19 protein-coding genes and 1 pseudogene are annotated in these 24663 nt (G+C 47.4%); all 20 read left to right on the top strand.

Features of this window, described 5'->3' with window-relative positions; translation table 11 throughout:
• The 20 genes and pseudogenes from dusB to A4V09_RS19225 all read left to right on the top strand — a co-directional run bounded on the left by dusB (nucleotide 1) and on the right by A4V09_RS19225 (nucleotide 24620).
• Nucleotides 1-960 (top strand): tRNA dihydrouridine synthase DusB, encoded by a 960-nt coding sequence (dusB, locus tag A4V09_RS19320; RefSeq protein WP_065543758.1) that lies wholly within the window; start codon nucleotides 1-3, stop codon nucleotides 958-960.
• A 242-nt stretch (nucleotides 961-1202) separates the two neighbouring features.
• A complete protein-coding gene (greA, locus tag A4V09_RS19315; protein ID WP_065543757.1) occupies nucleotides 1203-1685 on the top strand; it encodes a transcription elongation factor GreA in 483 nt (160 codons plus the stop codon).
• Nucleotides 1686-1751: 66 nt separating this feature from the next.
• A pseudogene (lysS, locus tag A4V09_RS19310) lies at nucleotides 1752-3233 on the top strand (lysine--tRNA ligase); the annotation flags it as partial.
• Between the two features lie 245 nt (nucleotides 3234-3478).
• Nucleotides 3479-3751, top strand: coding sequence for a DUF6462 family protein (locus A4V09_RS19305; protein ID WP_025641423.1), 273 nt, complete (start codon nucleotides 3479-3481; stop codon nucleotides 3749-3751).
• Nucleotides 3748-4233, top strand: coding sequence for a DUF6462 family protein (locus tag A4V09_RS27025; protein WP_442876299.1), 486 nt, complete (start codon nucleotides 3748-3750; stop codon nucleotides 4231-4233). Before A4V09_RS19305 ends, A4V09_RS27025 begins: the two co-directional genes overlap by 4 nt.
• A gap of 80 nt (nucleotides 4234-4313) precedes the next feature.
• Complete coding sequence (locus A4V09_RS19290; protein WP_065543755.1) at nucleotides 4314-5387, top strand: hypothetical protein; 1074 nt, start codon at nucleotides 4314-4316, stop codon at nucleotides 5385-5387.
• Nucleotides 5371-6003, top strand: a complete 633-nt coding sequence (locus A4V09_RS19285) for a hypothetical protein (RefSeq protein WP_029467218.1) — start codon at nucleotides 5371-5373, stop codon at nucleotides 6001-6003. Before A4V09_RS19290 ends, A4V09_RS19285 begins: the two co-directional genes overlap by 17 nt.
• Nucleotides 6004-6190: 187 nt before the next feature.
• Entirely contained in the window at nucleotides 6191-6550 is a 360-nt protein-coding gene (locus A4V09_RS19280) for a hypothetical protein (protein ID WP_025641427.1), read from the top strand.
• Nucleotides 6551-6587: 37 nt separating this feature from the next.
• Entirely contained in the window at nucleotides 6588-8678 is a 2091-nt protein-coding gene (locus A4V09_RS19275) for a hypothetical protein (RefSeq protein WP_065543754.1), read from the top strand.
• A 110-nt stretch (nucleotides 8679-8788) separates the two neighbouring features.
• Complete coding sequence (locus tag A4V09_RS19270; protein WP_065543753.1) at nucleotides 8789-10816, top strand: C40 family peptidase; 2028 nt, start codon at nucleotides 8789-8791, stop codon at nucleotides 10814-10816.
• Nucleotides 10817-10822: 6 nt separating this feature from the next.
• Nucleotides 10823-11245, top strand: a complete 423-nt coding sequence (locus A4V09_RS19265) for a hypothetical protein (protein ID WP_065543752.1) — start codon at nucleotides 10823-10825, stop codon at nucleotides 11243-11245.
• Complete coding sequence (locus A4V09_RS19260) at nucleotides 11142-13688, top strand: VirB4 family type IV secretion system protein (protein ID WP_065543751.1); 2547 nt, start codon at nucleotides 11142-11144, stop codon at nucleotides 13686-13688. The genes A4V09_RS19265 and A4V09_RS19260 overlap by 104 nt, the downstream gene beginning before the upstream one ends.
• A gap of 45 nt (nucleotides 13689-13733) precedes the next feature.
• Nucleotides 13734-14285: a DUF5697 family protein gene (locus A4V09_RS19255; protein ID WP_025641438.1), complete on the top strand. Its 552-nt coding sequence runs from the start codon at nucleotides 13734-13736 to the stop codon at nucleotides 14283-14285.
• Complete coding sequence (locus A4V09_RS19250) at nucleotides 14257-14928, top strand: DUF6100 family protein (protein ID WP_065543750.1); 672 nt, start codon at nucleotides 14257-14259, stop codon at nucleotides 14926-14928. The genes A4V09_RS19255 and A4V09_RS19250 overlap by 29 nt, the downstream gene beginning before the upstream one ends.
• Entirely contained in the window at nucleotides 14915-15091 is a 177-nt protein-coding gene (locus A4V09_RS24665) for a hypothetical protein (RefSeq protein WP_157123533.1), read from the top strand. Before A4V09_RS19250 ends, A4V09_RS24665 begins: the two co-directional genes overlap by 14 nt.
• Nucleotides 15092-15106: 15 nt before the next feature.
• Complete coding sequence (locus A4V09_RS19245) at nucleotides 15107-16261, top strand: hypothetical protein (RefSeq protein ID WP_065543749.1); 1155 nt, start codon at nucleotides 15107-15109, stop codon at nucleotides 16259-16261.
• Complete coding sequence (locus tag A4V09_RS19240; protein ID WP_065543748.1) at nucleotides 16251-18113, top strand: VirD4-like conjugal transfer protein, CD1115 family; 1863 nt, start codon at nucleotides 16251-16253, stop codon at nucleotides 18111-18113. The genes A4V09_RS19245 and A4V09_RS19240 overlap by 11 nt, the downstream gene beginning before the upstream one ends.
• 20 nt (nucleotides 18114-18133) lie before the next feature.
• A complete protein-coding gene (locus A4V09_RS19235) occupies nucleotides 18134-19546 on the top strand; it encodes a S1 RNA-binding domain-containing protein (protein WP_065543747.1) in 1413 nt (470 codons plus the stop codon).
• Nucleotides 19547-19582: 36 nt separating this feature from the next.
• Complete coding sequence (locus A4V09_RS19230; RefSeq protein WP_065543746.1) at nucleotides 19583-19996, top strand: hypothetical protein; 414 nt, start codon at nucleotides 19583-19585, stop codon at nucleotides 19994-19996.
• An 88-nt stretch (nucleotides 19997-20084) separates the two neighbouring features.
• Nucleotides 20085-24620, top strand: a complete 4536-nt coding sequence (locus A4V09_RS19225) for a SpaA isopeptide-forming pilin-related protein (RefSeq protein ID WP_065543745.1) — start codon at nucleotides 20085-20087, stop codon at nucleotides 24618-24620.
• Nucleotides 24621-24663: the final 43 nt, after the last annotated feature.

Genomic DNA, 24663 nt, shown 5'->3' with positions numbered 1-24663 from the left:
ATGAAACTCACGATCGGAAATGTAACCCTTGGGAACAACCTGATACTCGCACCCATGGCAGGAGTCACGGACCTGCCATTTCGTTTGCTCTGCAAGGAGCAGGGCGCAGGGCTTTTGTGTACGGAGATGGTAAGTGCAAAAGCCATTTATTTTAATAATAAGAATACCAGGAGTCTGATGCAGATCCTGCCCGAGGAGCGGCCTGTGTCCCTTCAGCTTTTTGGGTCGGAACCGGATCTGATGGGACTGATCGCCCGGCAGATCGAGGAGGAGTCCTTCGACATTCTGGATATTAACATGGGCTGCCCGGTGCCAAAAGTGGTCAACAACGGAGAAGGCTCCGCACTGATGAAAAATCCAAAGCTGGTGGGGGAGATCGTACGGAAGGTATCCTCCGCTATCAAAAAGCCCCTGACTGTAAAGATCAGAAAAGGGTTTACCGGGGAGTCCGTCAATGCGGTGGAGATAGCAAAAATCATAGAGGATGCAGGAGCTTCCGCAGTTGCGGTCCACGGAAGGACCAGAGAACAGTATTATTCCGGCAAAGCGGACTGGGATATCATCCGCAGGGTGAAGGAGGCGGTATCCATTCCCGTGATCGGCAATGGGGATGTGGACTCGCCTGAGAGTGCAAGGCGTCTTCTGGAGGAGACGGGATGTGACGGTATCATGATAGGCCGTGCGGCCAGAGGGAATCCTTGGATCTTTGGCAGGATCTCCTCTTATCTGGAGAATGGTACAATGCCTCCGGGGCCATCCATTCCGGAGGTCCGGGATATGATCTTGAGACATGCACGGCTTCAGATTGAATACAAAGGGGAATATACCGGTATGCGGGAGATGAGGAAGCATGTTGCGTGGTATACAGCAGGAATGCCACACTCAGCCGCAGTCAGGAGGCAAGTCAATGAAGTGGAGACTTATGAGCAGCTGGAGCGGCTGGTGGAGACCTTTTACTGAGAAAAGTTACAGGAGATCTGCGGACGCCTGGCTTTTTTACGGGAAACAGAAGATATTTGCCGGGAATAGCAGATTGTTCTTGACATTCTGATGGCTTTTTCTTATAATATTATGACTGTTAAGGTTTATGGGACCTGAAAAAGATGGATTATACTGGGAGAAGAATCTGGGACTCTGTGTGGCCTTTGGTCATGACAGGCCCTCTTCTTGCTTTATAATATAGAAGAAAGGGTGTATAAAAAATGGAAGAGAAGAAAAATATTCTTACTTATGCGGGACTGAAAAAATTAGAAGATGAGCTTCATGATCTGAAGGTAAACAGAAGGAAAGAAGTAGCCGGAAAAATCAAAGAAGCCAGAGAGCAGGGAGACCTGTCCGAGAATGCAGAGTACGATGCTGCAAAAGACGAGCAGCGCGATATTGAAGCAAGGATTGAAGAAATTGAGAAAATATTGAAAAATGCTGAGGTCGTAGTGGAGGATGAAGTAGACCTGGAGGCCATCAGTGTTGGATGTAAGGTAAAAGTATTTGATGTGGAATTTGATGAGGAAATAGAGTTTAAAATTGTAGGTTCCACAGAGGCAAACAGTCTGGAAGGCAAGATCTCCAATGAATCTCCGGTAGGCAAAGCGTTGATCGGAGCCGGAAAAGGGCAGACTGTACAGGTGGAAATGCCATCCGGAATTATGGAATATAAAGTTTTAGAGATTGAAAGAAATATTTAACAGCAGTATCATCCGCCTTAGATTTGTGCGCGGAATGATGGTTAAAAAATAAGGAGAGTGTGAAAAGTGGCAGAGCAGTCAAAGAATGTACAGGAGCAGGACATCAACCAGTTATTGAAGGTCCGCCGTGAAAAATTAGCTGATTTACAGGCAAACGGAAAAGATCCGTTTCAGATCGTCAAATTTGATGTGACCCATCACAGCCAGGAAATCAAAGATGCTTTTGAGGAACTGGAAGGAAAATCTGTAACTATAGCAGGGCGCATGATGTCCAAACGTGTTATGGGCAAAGCTTCCTTCTGCAATGTTCAGGATTTACAGGGTAACATTCAGTCTTATGTTGCACGTGACAGTATCGGACAGGAGTTCTACCAGGATTTCAAAAAAATGGACATCGGTGACATTGTGGGTATCACAGGCGAAGTCTTCAAGACTAAGACAGGTGAAATCTCTATCCATGCTTCAGCGGTGACACTGCTCTCCAAGAGCCTTCAGGTTCTTCCGGAGAAGTTCCACGGCCTGACCAACACAGACCTGCGTTACCGTCAGAGATATGTGGACCTGATCATGAACCCGGAAGTGAAGGACACCTTCATCAAACGCTCCAAGATTATTAGCAGTATCCGTAAATACCTGGACGGACAGGGATTTATGGAGGTGGAGACACCTATGCTGGTGGCAAATGCAGGCGGTGCTGCGGCAAGACCTTTTGAGACACATTTTAATGCGCTGGATGAGGATTTCAAGCTGCGCATTTCCCTGGAGCTGTACCTGAAGAGACTGATCGTAGGCGGTATGGAGCGGGTATATGAGATTGGACGAGTATTCCGCAATGAGGGCCTGGATACCAGACATAACCCGGAGTTTACGCTGATGGAGCTGTATCAGGCTTTCACAGACTACAAGGGAATGATGGACCTGACAGAGAACCTGTACCGCCATGTGGCACAGGAAGTCCTGGGAACCACCACCATTACTTATAATGGTGTGGAGATGGACCTGGGCAAACCTTTTGAGAGAATCACTATGCTGGATGCTGTCAAGAAGTATGCTGGTGTTGACTTCAATGAGATCCATACGCTGGAAGAGGCCAGAGCCGCTGCAAAAGAACACCATGTGGAGTTTGAGGAGAGACATCAGAAGGGTGATATTCTGAGTCTGTTCTTTGAGGAGTTTGCAGAGGAACATCTGATCCAGCCTACCTTTGTTATGGACCATCCCATTGAGATCTCTCCGCTGACCAAGAAGAAACCGGAGGATCCGGAGTATACGGAGCGGTTTGAATTCTTCATGAACGGCTGGGAGATGGCAAACGCTTATTCTGAGCTGAACGACCCCATTGACCAGAGGGAAAGATTTAAAGCGCAGGAAGCACTGCTGGCACAGGGTGATGAAGAGGCCAATACAACGGACGAGGATTTCCTCAATGCTCTGGAGATTGGTATGCCTCCTACCGGCGGTATCGGATTCGGAATTGACAGGATGGTCATGCTGCTCACGGATTCGGCTGCCATCAGGGATGTGTTGTGCTTCCCGACAATGAAGACCGTCAAGGAATAAACCCAGTAAAATCAAGGGTTTCCGGCTGCTCAAATCCAAGTTGACAACAAATTGACAACAATTTTTCATATCAATACGAAGAATTGCGACGCAGAATGAATAGCTGGAGGCTGAAACGCAATACAGCACACATCGCTGAGAGAACACTTTTTGAAAGAAATTTCAAAGGTGTTCTCTTTTTTCGTTTGGTGCAACTCTCTGTCAAACAACAAATCGAATGGAGGATTCATTTTATGATTAGTGACAAGACGAAAGCCTATTATGAATTGAAAAAGCGAAATGATGTGCGGGAAAGTGCAAAAAGATTGCGCAGACAGTTTCTCCGGTATAAGGATGCGGAAATAGTTTATAGCATTACACACAAGAAGCTGTTGGAACTTGCTGGTAAAGCGGGAGCCATATATCGAATGGATGGAACCGTTCTGATTAACCGGGATATTTTTGATGAGTATCTGGAACAGTTTCATGAGCCGAGTACGTTGGTTTCACAGGAGGATAAAGAATGAGCGGAAATCTATGGATGTTTTCGGATATGTTGGACGATGAGGATGCCAAGATGATACAGCGTGAGTTCGTTACCTATTATGAAGGCGCTGATTATTACGGACTGGGCTTGAAAGTTTTTACAAGATTGGCTCATGAGGCAGGTGCAGTGTATAAGATTGGAAAGCGGGTTTTAATACGGCGAGATATTTTTGAAGAGTATCTTAGAATCTTGAGGCGCAAAGATGATGCGTCTGAGCAAGATGAAAGTATGAAAAGTGAGGATAATGATATGAGACAAGGAGCATTAACTTTAGATGCCCAGACTGGGCGAATGGACATTCGATTTGATTTGGAGGATTATTATGGAGGTCTTCAGTGTGGGGAGCGTATGGATGTCTTTATCAATGGAGACTGGAGGCCTGCCAGAATTGAAATGGGGAATGGTTGGTATTTAACTGGGATTAAGACGGACAGGCTTGAAGGATTAATTGTAAGGATTTAATTAAATTATATCGCCGGGCGGTTTCTTTAACAGGAACCGCCCTATTTTTATGCCCATAATTATGAAAGGAGGGAACCTAAGTGAAATGTTTGATGAAATACCAGTGGGTAAAGCTGCCCAGAAATTATCTTCCTGAGGGAAAGGGGATTATGGGTGCATGGGCGCGTCTGGCATCCCGTGCAGCATTTCGCAAGGGACAAGCCCTCTACTGCGGGCATATAAACGCTGTAAGCCCCGGGATGTGGTCAGGAGGCGTTGTAGGGCTAAAGAGTATTCTCGGCCTAAAAAGCCGTCAGAAAGCTCTGGAGGCGCTTCAGACACTGTCTGGCTTAGGTTATGTACAGTATACGCTTGACTCTAATACGAAAAAGCTGACCTATCAGATAACAGACTGGGTAGTGAAATGTTCCGGAGAAGAATGTATGCAGGGTGCTGTTTATGCAACGGATGGATATGGTTTTCTCTGCCTTCCTCGCAATATCACAGAACGCCTTGCGGAAAAACAATATATCTTTGAAGAAGCTGACGCTTGGATGGATCTCTGGTGCCATTCCGTGTATGAAGATCCGAACAATGCGTTTTCTTTTATGGCTCCGGTCATCCAGTATGGAAAATACGGAGCCTTACTCACGTTGGAAACCTTGGGACAGCGTTGGGGTTGGGAAAAGACGAAAGTATGGAGATTCATGAAAAAGTATGGGGATGTCTTTGCGCTATATGGTCTTCCAGGTTCCTATGGCTGTCTCATTTTTAATAAATTGTATCCGACAGGATCAGAGGTTTCAGTTCCAAACCAGGAGGAAATACAACGTATTCTTGATGAAATACGCATTTATGGCGCAGGTACGCATAAAACGGGTTCAGACCATGAGCATATGAACAAGCTCATCACATGGTACAGCCGCAGACTGACCAGAAGCAACCTGCCAGATGCAGACACACAGAACGCTGAAAATTGCGTTGCACTTTCAGACCCTATAATACGCGCGTATCTTTCTCCGTGTAGGAATTGTAAGAATTGTGGATATGACTGCCAAGGTAAAGGTTATATAACACAGGCAGTGATAGAAACGAGTAAAATCCGCGGGCCATGTGAGCCGGTGGATATCACGAAAATAGCAAAGGAGTATTTTACATATGAGCAAGCAGGATGAAAAAAAGTTGTATGAACAACAGGAAAACAGGATATTAGCGCAGTCAGACGCATTTATTTCCCTTCTTACAAAGCGAGGGATTCTTGGAGACCAAAAAATTGATGATGAGAAAGTGCGTGCTGCTCAAAAGGAGAAAAAGCGAAATGCTTATCACAATACCCAGATGCTCCTCAAGAATTACCGGAAGATGGTCTGGGTGTTTAGTTGTTACCCAGAGGAGATTTTGCAGGAGCTGGAGGCCCCGTTTGAAAGCTTTGACCGAATGGTGGACAGGCTGGATCTGGAGATGGCTATTGGGAACAAACGGATGGAGAGCCGTCTGGAGGCAGCGGCAAGGTCAAGATTGCTTCTGGATCGGTTTAACGAAGCGATGGCAGTTCTCCGCAAGGAGCCGACACGGGGCGAAAAGTTGTATCAGCTGATCTATACGGCCTATCTGGCACCAGAAAAGCTGAAACTGGAGGAGATTCTGTTTCGGCTGGACTTGTCACAGAGGCACTATTACAGGCTTCGTGAGCAGGCAATCTCCATTCTTTCCATTCGCCTGTGGTCAGCTCCAAGTGAGGATGTGGATGTATGGCTGGAGCTTCTGACGCTTTTTGAACATTTGGAATGACAAATTCAGGGTGAATAAATTGGCACAAAAATGGCATAAGTTCTGCCGATGACAGGGGAATAAAGCCGTGCTATACTTGTATCATCCCAAACTGGGATTGGGCAGACAAAGATGCCGTTTCTAAAGCTGAAATGCTTTGAGAAGCGGCATTTTTTATTGCCTAAAATCAAAAAAGGAGGTACTCGGCATGGTTAAACAAATCAAAAGAGGCGGAGGGCGTATGAAGACAGCCTACTGGTCGTTGGTCAGTATGGCGTCTGCAATGCTTATTTCGCTGCAGCCTGTTATGGCTGACACAATCTGGAACCGTTTTTCGACAATCATGAAGGATGTTTACGGCCAGCTGGTTGGAATCAGCACGATTGTGGCGGTTACAGCGGCGGCCATCGCATTGATTGTCAGGATGATTTCCAGAAACCAGCGCGCAGTCGATGAGGCAACGTCATGGCTTAAACGAATTGTAGTGACGTGGATTGTCCTCAATTCCCTGGGGTTCATCGTCGCCTATCTGCAGCCCCTTATTGCTGGTGGCAATTACACAGGATAACCAAAAAAGAGAAAGCAGATGGAGGAGGTGATGATAGATGCTTGATTGGATTTTTGAAGGAATCGTGACGTGGATCAGCAGCATTGTTTCACAAATGATGGATGCAGTATCCGGTCTGTTCCTTCAGGCGCTGGGAACAGATATGACAGCGATGGAAGAATATTTTCCGTTTGTGTCTAAGGCATTTACAGTCATGCAATACACAGCATGGGCGATTCTGTTCCTTGTAACGGTATGGCAACTTTTCCGTGTCTTTGGAGGACCAATCACGGAGGCAGAAAATCCGTGGGTGCTTTTGGCAAGAGGTTCTATTTTTGCTCTATTGATCGGCTATGCAAAGCCGATTTTTATGATTGTGCTGGATATCGCCCGAGCGCCATATACGGCTTTGATGGAGATTACCATGTCGGCAGAGGATTTTACTTTTGCGGGTGTGGAACAGGCACTGTCTAATGGTTTGACAACCATTGTAGCCATCGTATCAGTGGTAGGGCTGCTGCTTCTCATTATTTTAGAGATCGCTCTTGGCTGGAATTATTTTAAGTTGTTACTGGAAACCGTTGAACGCTATATTGTGGTTGGCGTGCTCTGTTACACCTCCCCTCTGGCTTTTTCCATGGGTGCTTCCAAAACAACAGCGCCGGTTTTCAAGAGTTGGTGCCGTATGGTGGGATCACAGCTTTTGCTGTTGGTGATGAATGTATGGTTCCTCAGGGGCTTTAATAGTTCCATGGGACAGTATATCGGAAACGGCGGTGCTCTTTCCACAGGTCAGGGAAGCATTTTTCTCTGGCTGTTCTGTGCATTGGCTTTTTTAAAAACGGCACAGAAATTTGACTCCTATCTGGCGGCCATGGGGCTGAATGTAGCCCAGACTGGTTCCAGTATGGGCATGGAGCTTATGATGGCAGCGAGGGTGATCAGCGGTGTTGGAGGCGGTGTGAGAAATGCGGGCAGTATGTTCCATAGTACAAGCACTGCAACCGGAACGGGTGCAGCTGCAAGCGGATTTGCTTCCGGGTTCGCATCACGCTTCAAGCCAAATTCCTTTGTCCGTGATGCGGTTGTGGATGGCGGAAGCCGTATGGGTGCCGGCGGCAGCATCGGTTTTGTCGGTCGTGCCTTTGGTGGCATGGCGGCACGCAACGGTGTCACGCTTACAGGAGACTCCATTTCTTCTGTAGCTTCAAGAAATCCCGGTGTTTCCGGAACGATTGCCGGTGACATTGCAGACAGAAGCCTTGGCAACTATATGCCTCAGATGCAGGGTCAGCAGCTGAAAGATACCCAGATTACAGGTGGTCAGATCAGTACAACTTCAATTGGCGCAGATGGAAAGAGTACAGCGCTTGAAATGTATAACGCATCACAGTTTGAGAAACCGGATGCACCGCATTCCGTTGTTACAGCTTCCGATGGAAGCCAGTGGTATCAGATGGCAAGCGGAGCCGGAGCAGGTGCGTTTTATGATGCGCCGGCATTTATGGGAAGTCCGTCAGAAGCGGCACAGGTTGCAGCGACTTTCCCCGATGCTTCCGAAGGAACGACCCTCAGGACGGTTGGCGATGGCGTAATCGAAGCAAGTTCCGATTCTGGCAATACCATGTGGTACAACAGCGCTTACTATGATGAGCCGGATGCACCACATACGATTATGCAGTCGGCAAACGGTGTAGACTGGTACGCTATGCAGCAACACGCTGAAGCGCCTGTATTTGAGCAGGGCGAGGCTGCTTTTGCATATAATCAGGCACAGTTCCAGGCATTTATGCCAGGATATGAACAACAGGTATCCTCTGTTGATGGATCCGGACGTATGGATGGTCATTTTGAGGTTCGCCATGAAAATGGATCGGGAACCATGTTCTATGATACATCTCAGTATGCGGCTCCCCGAGGGGACTATCAGGTGTTTGAAGATGCCCGCGGAGGGCAGTGGTTCGCTATTCGCGGCGAAGCCGCTGTGGAACGCAAACCGGTTTATCAGGATGGAAAACCGGTTTATGATGGTGACAGTGTACGGACAGTATCTGTGGAAACTGTTCGTTATAAGAATACGCCATCACGCTTTGGAGATCCAAAGCCCCGCAGCAAAGGGGAAATTAAGCCGCCAAGGCGGAAACGGTAAAATAAGTGCAGGCAGCCGAATCAGAGAAAGATACTGGTTCGACTGTTTTGCATTTTTGATGTTGAAATAACGCTGCTCTTGCAGCAGCTTGATATAAGGAGGTGGATTGCATGGCTGAGCCAGAGAAACAGCAAATCGGTGATGGCTCTGATAATTATGAACAGGCTGCCGGACAAATGGCAAAAGCGGCGAAGCAGGCAGGCCAGGAAGCAACAAAGCAAACGGCAGTAAAGGGCGCAGAGGCTACAGCTAATGCGGCCGCTGCTACTGTAAAAGCCAGTGTGGAGGGCGGAAAGGCAGCTTCAGAAATCGCTGCCGGTACTGCGGCTGGTGGTCCGTGGGGCGCTATCCTGTCTGCGGCATGGGCAATGCGCCATACTCTTTTCAAGATACTGATATGTATCTGTTTGTTTCTGTTGTTCCTGATTACCATGATTGTTTCCTTGCCGACGATTGTATCAAACAGTATTTTTGGGCTGGATGGTACGCAGCCGGCGGAAGGCGCAACTCTGATGTCAGCCTATACGGAGATGTCAGGTGCTGTTTCCGATGTGGTATATGAAGGATATAACCAATCGCTTGCCTATGCGGATAAGTTGATTACAGACGGTGGATATGATTACGATCTTTCTATGGATGCGTTGGTCAATTATGCACAGAGTTCCGCCGGATATGATGTCTGTTACATACTGGCGGCTTATTCAGCGTCCATGCAACAGCAAAACACTGGCAAGGACGATATGGTATCAAAGCTCAGAGGCTGTGCTGGAGATATGTTTCCCGTTACAGCAGAAGAAAAGGAAAAAGAGATACCCATTCCTGTTTCCTATTACACCTATAAATCAGTAACGCTCACTGTGATTACAAACAAGGTGCAGACAGGTACGATTAACGGCACACCCCAATACCGGTATGAGACAGCATCAAAAACTTTCTATCTCCCGGATGAAGCACATAGCAGTGATACGGCTGTCACGGTGGATGCCTATAAAGAGGTAGCGGTGGATATCCCTGTTTATTCCGGTGGGAAGATCACAGGCACAACCACAGCAAGTTATTATGTGGCAAACGGGCAGGAAACCCTGAGCCCTGGTACTGAGATTATCAAATATCTGGAGTGTACCATTCATCCGTTTGACAATACAGTGATTTCCAAAGCGTTTGGCATTGACCTGAATGCAAAATATGATCAGTTTAACCTCACTTATGGCGAGGTAATTCAGAACATGGCGAATGCGTTAAAACGGACGCTGTATGGTTCTGTAGGCAGTGGACAGACGGTTCCTCTGACGGATGCCGAGCTGATTGCTTTTGTGAACCGACAGAATTGTAATGCGACAAGAAAGCATATCCTCAGCACCGCCCTGTCCCTTGTGGGCAAGGTTCCATATTTTTGGGGTGGTAAGTCGGCACCCGGTTGGAACGATGAATGGAATACGCCAAGGCTGGTAACAGCTGCAGGGTCTTCTACAACAGGCACAATACGCCCTTATGGGCTTGATTGTTCAGGCTTCAGCACATGGGTATTTAATACAGCTGTGGGTGTAGATATCGGAGCCGGTACGTCCGGACAGTATCCAAATACCGTTGGGGTATCAGCAAGTGAGCTGCTTCCCGGTGATTTAGGATTTTTAGCAGAATCTGATGGAAACGGATGGAACCATGTACTGATTTTTGCCGGGTACGGTGAGAGCGGAGAACGGATGTGGGTGCATTCTTCTGGCGGACAGGGTGTAATCCTGAATACGCCCAGTTACGAAGCATCGCTTTCTTTACGTCGGCCTGTCAATGTGGATTTTGATGCGCCGGTATCCGGTGAGGTTTCAGGAACACCGATTTCTACTTTAGAAGTAGATGTTACCCATTACTGTGCATGTGCAAAATGCTGCGGAAGCAACGCAGACGGGATTACTGCCAGTGGTAAAAAGGTGGCTCGCGGCATGGTTGCAATGTCAAGCCATTATCCGTTTGGCACGCAGATTATGATAAACGGAACCATGTATACCGTAGAAGATCGCGGTGGTTCCGGCATTGAGAATGATATCCATCGTGTGGATATTTTTGTGCCGGATCATAACGAAGCATTACGTTTGGGCAGATACAAGACAACAGCTACAATTTACAGGATAGGCAGGTGAGAAATCTTGGATGAAAAAGAGTACAGTAATATTTATGCTATACCGGCAAATTACACAGATTCCGGCAAGATTTTTGGCGGAATGCTGGAGCCGAGAAATGCAGTAGAAACAGGGATATTGTTAGTTATTTTGGGATATCCGGAACTGATTCTGATTCCCATGTCCGGAACGATTCGCATTGTTGTCATGACTCTTACACTTTTACCTCTTGCGGTTCTTTCCATGATGGGGATTGACGGCGATTCGCTGTTTCAGTATATCGGACATATCATCCGATATTTTGCGAGCAGGAGAAAACTACATTACAGAAGGGTGGGATACAGATATGATCCAAAACAGCTCCGAAAAAAGAAAAAAGGCGGCAAAGCAAAGAAAAAAGGCAAAAAAGCCGGAAAAGCTGGAGTTCGTCCAGGACTTCATTCCAGTTAAAAGTCTCCAGCACGGTATTATTGAAACGACCGATGGGAGATATATTCGGATTCTTGAAATTGAGCCGATTAATTTTATGCTGCGTTCCGGAGAAGAACAATTTAATATCATATCGTCTTTTGCCAGCTGGTTGAAAATCTCTCCTATGCGGCTTCAGTTTAAGAGTATGACAAGAAAGGCAGACTCAGATAAACATATTGCCATGATCCATGAAGAACTGGAAGTAGAGGAAAGTGAAGAATGCCGACATCTTGGAGAAGGCTATATCTGCCTGATTAAAGATGTGGGAAGTAGAGAGGCGCTTACAAGGCGCTTCTTTTTGATTTTCCAGTATGAAGAGATTCGTCGTGGGGATGGGGATGATTTTTCTCTGATTTATGGCATGATGCAGACAGCGGAGCAGAATGCCCGCGCTTATTTCCTGCAGTGCGGGAATACGATTCTCCAACAGAAAGACCCGGATGAGGCAACTGCGGAGATTTTATATATGTTTTTTAACCGCCGGTCCTGTGTGGATGAGCCGTTTTCGTCCCGTGTGAACCGTGTGGTCGTGGATACGATGGCGGCGAAAGACAAGGTCATTGGCGTGGATCCTATCCCGCAGATTCGCATGGCGCACTTTCTGTCGCCGCGTGGAATTGACTTGACCCACTATAACTATGTCATGATGGATGGGCTTTATTATTCCTTCTTGTTCATAAAAGGGAATGGTTATCCGGGTATGGTGCGGGCAGGATGGATGTCGGCCCTTATCAATGCCGGGGACGGGATTGACATAGATATACAGCTGAGGCGTGAGAACCGAAGCAAGACCATTGACAAGGTGGCGCAGCGCATCCGACTTAACAGAACAAAGCTGAAAAGTATGCAGGATACAAGTACCGACTATGAGGAATTGACCAATTCCATACAGGCAGGCTACTTTATCAAGAACGGAATTGCCAATAACAATGAGGATCTGTTCTATATGTCTGTGTTCATCACAGTTTCCGCCAAAGGCTACGAGGAACTGATGTGGCGTAAGCAGCAGATCGTGGATATGTTAAAATCCATGGATATGTACGTAAGTGATTGTAGATTTCAGCAGGAAGCGGCACTTCGCTCCGTGATGCCGTTTTTGAAGATTGAACCATCACTGGAAAAGAAGTCGAGACGGAATGTGCTGACCAGCGGCGCCGCATCTGCTTATATGTTTACCTCTTTTGAAATGTCGGATGATACGGGTGTGTTGCTTGGTATCAACCGGCACAATAACTCTTTATGCATTGTTGATCTGTTCAATACGAAAAAGAATAAGAACGCTAATCTGAATCTGCTTGGCACCAGCGGCGCCGGCAAGACCTTTACTATGCAGCTTCTGGCGCTCCGCATGAGAATGAGAGGGATCCAGTGTTTTATCCTGGCTCCAATCAAGGGGCATGAATTCCGCAGGGCCTGCAAGAAAATTGGCGGCGAGTTCATTAAGATCGCCCCTGGTTCTCCGCACTGTATCAATATCATGGAGATCCGGCATACCATCTCCCCGGAGATGGAATTGATAGATGAGATTGATTACAGCGAAATGGATTCTATGCTGGCTCGTAAGATTCAGCAGTTGATGACTTTCTTCTCACTCTTGATACCGGATATGTCCAATGAGGAGGAGCAGATGTTGGACGAGGCTTTGATTCAGACCTATGCGAAGTTCGGCATTACTCATGACAATGATTCACTGTATATAGATCGCAGCGTATCTCCGCCAAAGATGAAGAAAATGCCGATTATCGGGGATCTTCACAAGGAACTGTTGGAGAACCCGATGACAAAGCGCATTGCCATTATCATCAGCCGATTCGTGACAGGCTCAGCCCAGAGTTTCAACCAGCAGACAAACGTGGATCTCAGTAATAAGTATATCGTGCTTGACCTTTCAGAATTGAAAGGCAAATTACTTCCGGTCGGGATGTTTATTGCATTGGATTACGTCTGGGATACGGTCAAGGCAGACCGTACCAAAAAGAAAGCCATAATGATTGATGAAATATGGCAGCTGATTGGCGCCAGTTCCAATCGGATGGCGGCAGAGTTCTGTCTGACCATCTTTAAAACCATAAGAGGGTTCGGAGGAGCAGCCGTCTCTGCGACACAGGATTTATCTGACTTCTTTGGGCTTGAGGACGGCAAGTATGGACGTGCAATCATCAATAACAGTAAGAACAAGATTATTTTGAATCTGGAGCCGGATGAGGCCAAGTATGTGCAGGAAGTTCTGAAGCTGACAAAAACAGAGATCCGTTCTGTTACCCGGTTTGAACGGGGTGAAGCGCTGGTCTGCTCCAACAATAACAAAGTTCCTGTTGTAATCAAAGCTTCCAAAGAGGAGCAGGAAATGATTACGACTGACCGGGCTGAGTTGGAAGCGTTGCTAAAGGAACGCCAGCAGGAGCAAACGCATTCTGCGTAGAATACGCATTTTAAGGAAAATACTCACAAAAAGGAGGTGTTGCCTATGTTGCTGCAAGATGAGCAGTATGTTGTAAAATGGCTCTCACAGTACGGAGCCTTGCCGAAAACTCAGATTACACGAATGCTGCAAAAGCCAGCCCAGACCGCAGATAAAATCCTGCGGAACCTGAAGAAGCAGATGCGGATTGCGGATGTGTCGAGCGGCTATTATATTGGGCTGGATGCAATGGATAAACCGGATCAGAGAACGATTCTTGCCGTATGGGTTCTTTTGAAATTCATTGATTATGTAGACCCGATGGCACATTATCCGGCGGTTTATCCATCTCAGCTTTTTTTCTTAAAGGAGAATACCGGTTACGAAATCGTGGTGTTATACGAAGGTGAGCAGAACCTTTTGAAACTGCTCCAGCCTCAGGAGGATTTGAAGTATATTATCGTTCTTCCCCGTATTTCTATGGCATATGGGATGCGGCTTCCTCACGCTCCCTGCCTGTTTGCTACAGTGGACTTTCAGGGGGACGAGGAGCCGGGGGTTACTTTCTATTCAGAGGAGGCAGTGAGCGATGACGAAATTTCTGGACACGTTGGATAAGATCGGGAGATTGGATAAGAAATTGCAGGAGCAGCTTGCTTCTGTACAATGGTTTTGTGAAAACGGGAGTATCTATGAAGTTTATCTGCATTCTCTTAATCTGGAAGAAACGGTGGAGCGGCTGGTGCTTCTGACGCGGGTGCTTCCCGCGTATACCGGCGTGCGGAATGCAAAGCTTGAGGTGGAGCACCGGATAAAGGATTGTATTCCCGTAGAAATTGGTTTTACAGAGGAGCGTTGGTTTTGCCTTCGCATCCCAGCATTGCTCCCAAAGAAGGCGGGCGGGTCAGCGGATTATATCCGCTCTTTCTTATATCCTGCCATGCGAGCCTTTTTTGAAAAGCGACCGCCTGTGCGGTATCAGGATTGTGTTCTGATTTACCGTCATGTATATGACAGAGCCAGACCCGAAAGAAAAATGCGGGATCATGATAACATTGAAATCAACATGGTTTCAGATATTGTTGCCATGTATGTGATGCCGGACGACAGTCCGGCGGTATGCTCTCACTATTACTGTAGCACAGCAGGACAGGAGGAACGGACGGAGGTATATGTGGTGCCGAAGAAAGAATTTCCTATATGGCTGGCTATGGAAAACACAATGCCGGATGAGGGGGTGGAACTCTATGAAAAAAGGTAAATTGAGCCGTAAAAACCTATGTAAAAACGGAACTTTTTTGGACAAGAAAAATTACATATATTCCAAAAGGAGCAAAAAGCCCAGTATAGCAGCGATTTGGGGACGTATTTACGCCGGAAATTCCGACAAAGAGAGCAGTCATGTTGTCGGAAAATGCTTATGAGCGGAGGTGAGTGCTATGGTGCATTTTCGCCCGGGCAGTCAGGTCTGGCAGCTCGTCATGCTTCTCTCATTTTCGGGAGAGTTCCCATTTCATAGCCTTTCCCTGCTTGGGAGTGAGCGGGTCTATAAGGCTCTCGTTTCCAGGCTGACTACGCTTCAGACGATTCGCAACTATCATTCCTGTGATGAAATCACCTGCCGCCTGCTGACCATATCTGGAAAAGGGGCAGGAAAAAGCATCCGGCTCTATAAGGGTGCACTTCCCATACTGGAATGGCTTTATCCGGGTGTGTATGAATATTATATGGACTCATTCTGGGAACATCGTTTTCCGGGTGATGCCTCGCACCGGGATAGGAATCATCGTGTTTCAGAGGCTGCGGCAATGTGTATGAAAGCCGGTATGGAGGCAAGACCTTATCTTCTCCCCAGACTTCAGAACCGGGAGATGCTGCAGGTTATACCTGACAAGCCCTGTTTTTATCTGGCAAAGGATATGAAAAAAGTCGGAGAGACAGAGATGAACAAGACGATGTTCACCCGTATGGCCGGCGCAATATTTTCTTCCAGCAATTGTTATGCTGTTTATAATACAAGGGATGCCGTAATGAAGTGGAGCGGCATGGGTGAGTTTAAAGCTCTCCACAGCCTGATCGAGCTTACAAGACTGAATGCCGGTATTTCTGAGGTAGACTCAGCGATACTATTTGGCCGGTCTGGAGAGATAGCCCTGCGGACACTGTTAGAATCAGACAAAACCAGGCGGTTGGAGTTTCGTTTCGATTCCATTTACCGTCATATCCATTTTATCCCAATGAACGGGGATGGCATCCGGCAGCTGCGTCTCTTTTCTGTACCAGACTGGAAAGCGCAGCTCCTTGAACTTTTATTTGAGCCTGAGGTCAGATCCTACGACCGAGGGCTTTTTGAATATGACGCCTGTGTGGACGGCGTAAATATCTTATCGCATCTGGACGGGGACATTTCAAGACTCATTCGTTTTCGGGAAGCAATTGAAAACCGAACCGGACAGTTTGAGGTTCTATGTTTTCCCCATCAGACGCACTTCCTCCGGGAATACTTGGGCGGGCTTGCCAGCATCAAAACCATCGGAATGGACTCGGTGGAAGAGGAGCTTTGCCCAGAAAGGAGGAATTTGCTTGAAAGATAAAAAAAGAACGGCTGCCATTGTGGCGGCCATCATACTGGGATGCGCAGCGTTTTTATATCTTGGTGGAATGCTTGGCCAGTTGTTTACAAACTATGTAGCATGGATGCAGGCAGACGGGCTTGCAGGCGAGGCCGCCATGAAACCGGTCAGCTGGAATCCTGCGGTCTGTTTCCCAATGGCGTTTACCCCAGACGGGCTGAAAGGAATGCTTGGAACCCTGATCCTTGGCGGAGGGATTTTTGCTTACATCAAGCTTCACGATAAGTTTGATGGAAAAAGCTATGACCCCAGAGGCTTCACCAAAAGCAAGTCAGGGATTTACGGAACCGCCTCATGGATGGAAGAAAAAGAAATGCGTGAGGTACTGGAGGTGTCTTCTGTTGATAAGGCTGAAGGAACGATTCTGGGTGAGTATAAGGGAAAAGCGGTCTGTATGCCAAAAGATACCAGACTCAATCGACACATCGCCATATTTGGTGCGTCGGGCACCATGAAATCCCGGGCAATCATCCGGAATTCACTGTTTCAGGCAATAAAGCGTGGCGAATCCGTGATTATCACAGACAGTAAAGCCGAACTGTATGCAGACACAGCAGAAATGTACCGGCAGGCAGGCTACGAGGTGAAGATTTACAATCTCGTCACACCTGAGCATGGAGATTCGTGGAACTGCATGTCAGACTTAAACGGTGATACCCTAATGGCACAAGTGCTGACCAATGTTATTATCGGCAATACCAGTTCTGGTAAAGGAGATCACTTTTGGGATAACGGCGAGGGCAATCTTTTAAAGGCTCTGATTCTTCTGGTAGACCAGGATAGAACCCGTAGTCCGGACATGAAACATCTTACTGCAGTATACCAGCTTCTGACTCAGAACAGTGAGCGACAGCTGACAGCCATGTTCGATAAGCTTCCCCTTGACCATCCGGCGAGGGCGCCTTTTAATCTGTTTGCCCAGTCCAGCGATACTGTAAAATCAGGAATCATTTTAGGTCTCGGCACGCGGCTGCAAGTGCTGCAAAACCAGGCAGTGCAGCGGATTACAAGTCAGTCTGACATTGATCTGACCTCTCCTGCCAGACACAGATGCGCATATTATATTATCCTGAGCGATCAAGATGCCACCATGGCATTCCTGTCATCGCTCTTTTTTTCGTTCATGTTTATTAAATTAACTCGCTATGCAGACAGCCGGCCAAACGGCCGTTGCGATGTGCCCGTAAATTTGATCTTGGATGAGTTTAACAACGTGGGTCGCATCGGTGGCGCAGAAGACGGATCAGATTTTGCCCGTTCTCTTTCGGTGGTGCGTTCCAGAGACATCCGTGTGATGCTGGCAGTGCAGAGCCTGGGTCAGTTACAGAACCGGTATCCAAATAATCTGTGGGCCGAAATCATCGGCAACTGCGACATCCAGCTGATGCTTGGATGTACGGATGAGGTTACGGCTGAGTATATCTCAGCAAGATCTGGAGATATGTCCGTGCAGGTAAATTCTACTATGACGGTGAGGCATACCATTGCAGTCGCTCAGGTCATACCCCAGTACCGTCATACTGAGGGTCAGGGACGAAGGCGGCTTCTGACTCCGGATGAGGTCCTACGGCTTCCAAACGAAGAAATGCTCTGCGTCATACGAGGCTGCAATCTCTTGAAGCTTGAAAAACTGGATTTTACAAAACATCCCATGTCAAGACAGATTGTGAGAGCATCCATCATGGATTACCAGCCAGCAACAATATTTACTGCACCGATACTTAGTGAACCAGTTCCAGTAGCAGAGCCGGAGAAAAAGCCGGCACGTAAAAAAAGCCTTTACAGCTCGGCAAAACCGCCGGCTGAATTTTAAATTTACAGGAGGTACTAATTATGGCAACAAAAAAACAAGAAAAGCTTTCCGGTGAGGAAATTCTGCAGGAAACAACCCCTCAGACTGATGGGAATCCGGAGCTTGAGGAGCTGTCCCAGCCTGAAGACGACTCCCCGGATCCGGAGCTGTCCCAGACTGATACAGAGGATTCCCTGGAGAGAGTCTCTTCAGAGGAATTCAGAGATGCAGATTCTGAAGGTGAAATTCTCCCTCAGACTGATATGGAAATGGCTGATGGGAAGCCGCCTTCGGAGCCGGAAGAGAAAATATCTTCCCAGACCGATGCAGATTCTCCCAGAGATGATATCTCTTCAGAAAACGCGTTAGGCGAAGAGCCCTCTCAAGGGGATGTTTCTCAGACTGAGCCGGAAAAGGTGAAAAAGCCCCGCGGGCGTAAGAAGACTAAGGAAAATACATCTCAGTCTGACACAGAAGCAAATCCCGAGGGAAAAAATATCGCCGACGGCGTCGAGGAGGCGCCTAAGCCAAGAAAAAGGCGTGTATCTGTCAGACCGACAACACCGGTGCTGGCCATTGATGACCAGCTCAGCGTCGAGACGGATGCTGAAAAAGCCAAAAATGATTTGCTGGATCTGCTGGAATCCCAGAAAACCGGGCGCATTCTGACTGGAACCATTCAGGGCGTAGAGCGTCCCGAGGACAACCCATCCCGTTCTTTCGCAGTCATTTACCACGGTGAGTTCAAAGTCATCATTCCTGCAGAGGAAGCGGTAGAACCGCCAGCGGATTATCGTGGCAGGCTTCCGGAGGACGTGCTGCATTACATGCTTACTAAGCGTCTGGGTGCGGAGGTGGATTATATCGTCAGAGGAATTGATCCGTCATCCGGCATTGCGGCAGCGAGTCGTCTGGAGGCGATGAAGGCAAAACGCAAGCAGTATTATCTGGGTACAGACAGGGATGGGAACAATCTGCTTTACTCAGGTGTGTGTGCAGAAGCCAGAATCGTATCAGTGATTCGTGCTGGCATTTTCGTGGATATCTTCGGGCTGGAGATTTACATTCCACTCAGGGAACTCAGTTACCAGAGATGGATGGACGCAGCAGCGCATTTCCAGCCCGGGCAACGTATCCTGGTAAAAGTGCTTGAGGTGGACCGCAGTGATCGGAACCATGTCAAGGCAACAGCCTCGGTCAAGCAGTCTGGGGAAAACCCGTATGAGAAAGCACTGCGCAGATATTCCGTCGGCAACCGCTATGTGGGTACAGTCAGTATGGTGGATACCAACGGTGTGTTTGTGGCATTGGATGGCGGTATCGACTGTTTGTGCAGTTATCCCAAGCGTGGCCGTCCGCCCAGAGGTTCGAGAGTGACCGTCAGAATTTTGGGAATCAACCATGACTCCAACAGGATTTGGGGCGCCATCACACATATCGCTGCCCCCAGATAATATATGAAACTCAATCTGAGAGAAAGGAGGAAATCCATGAACCATTGTGATCTCAGCCAGTCTGAGCAGAGGAAGCGCAAAGAGATTGCCGAGCATACACGAAAGATGATCCTGTCTGAACTGGAAATCGAAAGTCAGGACGAAATATCCCTGATGGCAGGATACCGGGATTATTATCTGCAGATTTCGTTTTCCGAGCTTCATCCACTTTTGGTATTCTGCCTGGCCAAGGCACTTGAAAAGCCGAGCACCGCCAGACAGAGACAGATGACAAACGAACTGAATCTGCACAGTATTCTCGGCAGCCATGCCATCAATGATGAGGTCGGCTGCTATTCTTACCGTGCAACTCAGTGGCTTGATGCAGAACTGGATGCGCCGCGTTTTTTTGAAATACTTGACCGGTGCGTTGATGAGGCGGACCGTGGATATGTAAAATTAACAGCATAATCAGTATAGAGGCAGGAACCCCGGTTTAATTTCCGGGGTTTTTATTCTGTCATGCTACGAATTAATTATTAAAATCAGGAGGAAACGTATGAAACTTAAAAGAATGTTTAGAAAGGCGGCAGCCATGCTGCTTGCCATAGTCACAGCTTTTTCTGTGATACCGATCCAGAATGTATTTGCTGCAACAGGTGATGCGGCGGTGATTACATTCTCCTATACTTATGATTCTAATGGCAATGCAATGCATTACAATTCCAGCGCTGTCATCAATGGTTATACTGCCGGAGGCCAGGGAAAGTACAAATACAGGATGTTTGTGGACGGTGATACCGGCTTTTGTATCCAGCCCGGTGTTCCATTGCATACAGGGGACAACCTGAAAGAAGCATCGTCAAAAACATGGGATGCCCTTTCCAATGCCCAACAAAAAGCAGTCGGAATGGCGCTCCTGTATGGGTACCAGGGAAACAGGGGCAATCTTTCCGGTAGTGATGATGAGAAATGGCTTGCTACACAGACGTTGGTATGGGAGTTCGTTACGGGATGCCGTGAAGCCACAGGTTCATACAAACAGACCAGCTCCACGGTGTACAACCTCCATTTCGGCTCCAATTATCCCAATAGTGGTGCAAGGGCAGCTTATGATCAGATTGTATCCCTGCTGACGAAACATAACACGATTCCAAGCTTTATGTCCGGTTCAACAAACGGAGCCACAAAGGAATTAAAATATTCCAATGGGAAATATACGCTGACTTTAACGGATAGCAACGGCGTGTTAAGTGATTACAGCTTTTCTTCGTCTAATTCTTCCGTAAAAGTAACCAAGTCGGGGAATCGGCTGGAGATTACCTCGGTGCAGGCATTTGAGGGCAGCGTCCGCATTTCGGCAACCAGAAATAATATACCGGCAGTAAGTGAAAGTGCAAAATTGATTGCTTATGGAGACGATGCTCTTCAGGATGTTGTGACCGGTGTGGAGAAGGCCAATCCAGTTAATGCCTACCTGAATGTGGAGACACCTGTCGGAACGATGAGCCTGAAAAAGACCTCGGAAGACGGAGTCGTGGGCGGCATCCAGTTTACAATTACCGGAAATAATTATAATAAGACCGTGACAACACAGGAAGATGGTACCATTACTGTCGAGGGCATGTTCCCAGGCACTTATACGGTAACTGAGGCTGGTTATGATCGGTATGAGCCTCAAAAGAGTCAAACGATTACTATTGTCGGAGGAAAGACGACGGCGGTAACGTTCGACAATAAACTGAAACGGGGAAAGCTGGAAGTGACAAAAACGTCTGAAGATGGTCTCGTAGAGGGAGTTACCTTCCGGTTATCGGGTACTTCCCTTGCAGGGCTTGCCGTAGATGAGTATGCAGTCACAGATTCATCTGGTGTAGCTAGGTTTGAAAATGTACTGATCAGTGGTACAGAGCCCTATACACTGGAAGAAACTGACACGGCAGTGCGATACGTGATTCCTGCAAACCAGATGGCGCAGATAGAATGGAATAAAGTAACAAAGTGCAGTTTTGAAAACATCCTGAAGAAGTTCCGTGTGGAAGTGAATAAAAAGGATCGCGTAACAGGCTATGCTCAGGGTGATGCAAGCCTGGCAGGAGCAGTGTATGGTTTGTATCAGGGTGATACATTGGTTGCTTCATATACAACGGATGCCGAAGGTTCCTTTATCAGTGACTATTTTATCTGTGATTCCGATTGGACGCTGAAAGAAATCAGTTCTTCGGAAGGCTATCTTTTAGACGAGTCCGTTTACACTATCCCTGCAGACCCTGGTAATTTTGAGATAGAGCTGAATCAAATTCCTATAAATGTTACCGAGCAGGTCATCATGGGTCGCATCCGTCTGATTAAGCATATTGACAAGGAGCAGGAGGATATTGAGACCGTTAAGGAAACGGAAACTGCGAAGGATACTGAGAACACTGAGAATTCATCTGCTTTTGGTGTACAGGTAGCGGAGCTTCTCATGCTTGCAGCGGAAAGCGGCAGCGACCCTCAGAAGGATGTCAGTAGCAGCGATCCCCAGACTGAGGCTGAAACCGCAGAAGCGGAAGATAATGGTAGCAATGTAACAGAAGAATCAAAAGATACTGCAGTAAGCGACGGGAATACCCAGATGGAATCGGAGACAGAAACAGTTCCAGAGGAGTCTCAGGCACCAGATACCGAAGAAACAGTTCCTTCAGAAACAGAACCTGAAAAAGATAAATATGAAACCACCCCGATTCCGGAAGAGGATATTAAGGCACCCGGACATGAGGGCATTATTGAACAGCCGGAGGAAGGCGCCAAGTTCCAAATTTATCTTTCCAGTGCAGGCAGTTTTGACAATGCCCGCGAAGCGGAGCGTGATATCCTGACAACAGATGCAGATGGATTTGCTGTTTCCAAGGATATGCCCTACGGTAGGTACACTGTCCATCAGATCGAAGGCATGGAGGGCCAGGCATTTGTTCCGGACTTCACTGTGTACATCCGTCAAGATGACCAGACTTATTCCTATATCCTGAACAACCTGACCCAGGCTAGTTTTATCCGTATTGAAAAACACGATGCAGAGACTGGGAAAATCATCCCTGCCGCCGGCGTTGGATTTCAGGTGCGCGACCTTTCCACGGGAGAACTGATTTCGCAGAATGTGTATTATCCGACCCCTGTTGTAATCGATACGTTTTTTACCAATGACGAAGGCTGGCTGATGCTCCCCTGCGAGCTCCCTTATGGCTGTTATGAGCTAATAGAGGTGGAAACGTGTTACGGTTATGTTTTGAGTAGCGAACCTGTATCCTTTCAGGTGGATGGAAGTCAGGACGTGGTGGTAGTAGAAAAACAGAATATGCCGCAGAAGAGCAAGATTCATATCACCAAGAGTGGCGAGATTTTTTCCACGGTTATGGTAGAGGAGAACAAAGGATTTTCTGACCGCTATACTCCAGTCTATGAAACCCGCGGGCTGGAAGGTGCAGTTTATGAAATCTGTGCAGCAGAAGACATTTACACGCAGGATGGAACGCTCCGAGCTGAAAAAGGTTCGGTAGTTGATACCATTACAACGGATGGCAGCGGGCAGGCATCCAGTACCCTTTTATATTTGGGAAAATATACAATTTCGGAGGTCCAGTCGCCGTATGGAATGGTTCTGAATATAAAATCCCAGTTAGTGGAACTGTCCTATGCCGGACAGGAAGTCGAAGTGACAGAAACTTCAGCCAGCTTTTATAATGAGCGCCAGAAGGTGCTGATCAGCCTGGAAAAAGTGATGGAACAGGATAAACAGTTCGGTATTGGAATGAACGGTGAGGTCCACAGCGTTATTTTTGGGTTGTATGCGGCGGAGGATATTGCAGCGGCAGACGGAATGGTCATTCCGGCAGATGGGTTAATCGAAATACTGGAGGTTCAGGAGGATGGAACCGCCACAGCACAGACGGATCTGCCTTTTGGTAGCTATTACCTGCGCGAAGACGGTACGGATCCTCATTACCTGCCAACTGACAAAAAGTACCCTGTGGTATTTGAGTATGCCGGGCAGGAAACAGCATTGGTACAGATTCTGGCCAATGATGGAGAAGCCATTGAAAACACTTTAAAATACGGCTCCATTTCCGGAAAGAAACAGGATGAAGACGGCAACGCATTGGCAGGCGCAAAGATTGGTCTGTTTACGGAGTCCACAAAAGAATTTACGGAAGAAAATGCCATTCTAGTGACTACATCTGCCGAGGATGGCAGCTTCGGTTTTGACAAGGTGCCATACGGAGCATGGATTGTGCGTGAAATAGAACAGCCGGAAGGTTTTGTCCTATGTGGGGAGTCTTTCTCCGTTGAAATTAAGCAGGATGGGCAGGTTGTCACATTGAAGATTACCAATGAGTTTATCGTGGGCAGTATCCATTTGACAAAATATGATGCAGATTATCCAGACCATAAGTTATCGGGTGCAGAGTTTGAGGTTTACCTTGACAGCAATGGCAACAAAAAGCTTGATGATGAAGATGAGCTACTTGGAACACTGGATGAAACAGAGCCTGGTGAGTATCAAATGACTGATTTGCGTTTCAACGGCTATCTTGTAAAAGAATCGAAGGCCCCGGAAGGTTTCTATTTGGACGAGGGCGTCTATTATGTCAGTATAGATACAGACGGAAAAGTCTATGAGGTGGAGAACGAAGCTGGCAAAGGATTCCTTAATCAGGCCAAGAAAGGCAACCTGAAGATTATCAAAACATCCAGTGACGGGGTTGTAGAGGGATTCAGTTTCCATATTGTCGGAGATGATTACGATAAGACGTTCAAGACGGATTCTAACGGTAAAATCTATATTGAGGACCTCCGGATCGGAAAATATACAATCACCGAGGTGGAAGACAGCCTCAGCGCCGGATACAAGCGTCCTGCGCCTGTGGTAGTCGAACTTGTTGCGGATGAAACCTTGACAGTCAATGTTCATAACGATAAAGTTACGGTGGATGTACCAAAGACAGGCGATGACTTCAATCCGTGGATGTGGATTGGCTTAATTGCTGCCAGCGCCGCTGGACTTGGCACAAGCATCTTCTGGGCCAAAAAACGCAAGAAGAAAGATACGAAGTAAGAATCTGTAAATCAGAAAGGAACTGGGCAGAGATTCTCTGCCC

The sequence above is a fragment of the Blautia pseudococcoides genome (genome assembly GCF_001689125.2).
GTDB classification, from domain to species: domain Bacteria; phylum Bacillota; class Clostridia; order Lachnospirales; family Lachnospiraceae; genus Blautia; species Blautia pseudococcoides.
This window is presented reverse-complemented; position numbering and strand designations above follow the sequence as displayed.

Excerpts from the sequence above, each read along its gene's own strand:
- dusB (WP_065543758.1), top strand. The coding sequence starts at position 1 with ATGAAACTCACGATCGGAAATGTAACCCTTGGGAACAACCTGATACTC.
- greA (WP_065543757.1), top strand. The coding sequence starts at position 1,203 with ATGGAAGAGAAGAAAAATATTCTTACTTATGCGGGACTGAAAAAATTA.
- A4V09_RS19305 (WP_025641423.1), top strand. The coding sequence starts at position 3,479 with ATGATTAGTGACAAGACGAAAGCCTATTATGAATTGAAAAAGCGAAAT.
- A4V09_RS27025 (WP_442876299.1), top strand. The coding sequence starts at position 3,748 with ATGAGCGGAAATCTATGGATGTTTTCGGATATGTTGGACGATGAGGAT.
- A4V09_RS19285 (WP_029467218.1), top strand. The coding sequence starts at position 5,371 with ATGAGCAAGCAGGATGAAAAAAAGTTGTATGAACAACAGGAAAACAGG.
- A4V09_RS19280 (WP_025641427.1), top strand. The coding sequence starts at position 6,191 with ATGGTTAAACAAATCAAAAGAGGCGGAGGGCGTATGAAGACAGCCTAC.
- A4V09_RS19275 (WP_065543754.1), top strand. The coding sequence starts at position 6,588 with ATGCTTGATTGGATTTTTGAAGGAATCGTGACGTGGATCAGCAGCATT.
- A4V09_RS19270 (WP_065543753.1), top strand. The coding sequence starts at position 8,789 with ATGGCTGAGCCAGAGAAACAGCAAATCGGTGATGGCTCTGATAATTAT.
- A4V09_RS19260 (WP_065543751.1), top strand. The coding sequence starts at position 11,142 with ATGATCCAAAACAGCTCCGAAAAAAGAAAAAAGGCGGCAAAGCAAAGA.
- A4V09_RS19255 (WP_025641438.1), top strand. The coding sequence starts at position 13,734 with ATGTTGCTGCAAGATGAGCAGTATGTTGTAAAATGGCTCTCACAGTAC.
- A4V09_RS19250 (WP_065543750.1), top strand. The coding sequence starts at position 14,257 with ATGACGAAATTTCTGGACACGTTGGATAAGATCGGGAGATTGGATAAG.
- A4V09_RS24665 (WP_157123533.1), top strand. The coding sequence starts at position 14,915 with ATGAAAAAAGGTAAATTGAGCCGTAAAAACCTATGTAAAAACGGAACT.
- A4V09_RS19245 (WP_065543749.1), top strand. The coding sequence starts at position 15,107 with ATGGTGCATTTTCGCCCGGGCAGTCAGGTCTGGCAGCTCGTCATGCTT.
- A4V09_RS19235 (WP_065543747.1), top strand. The coding sequence starts at position 18,134 with ATGGCAACAAAAAAACAAGAAAAGCTTTCCGGTGAGGAAATTCTGCAG.
- A4V09_RS19230 (WP_065543746.1), top strand. The coding sequence starts at position 19,583 with ATGAACCATTGTGATCTCAGCCAGTCTGAGCAGAGGAAGCGCAAAGAG.
- A4V09_RS19225 (WP_065543745.1), top strand. The coding sequence starts at position 20,085 with ATGAAACTTAAAAGAATGTTTAGAAAGGCGGCAGCCATGCTGCTTGCC.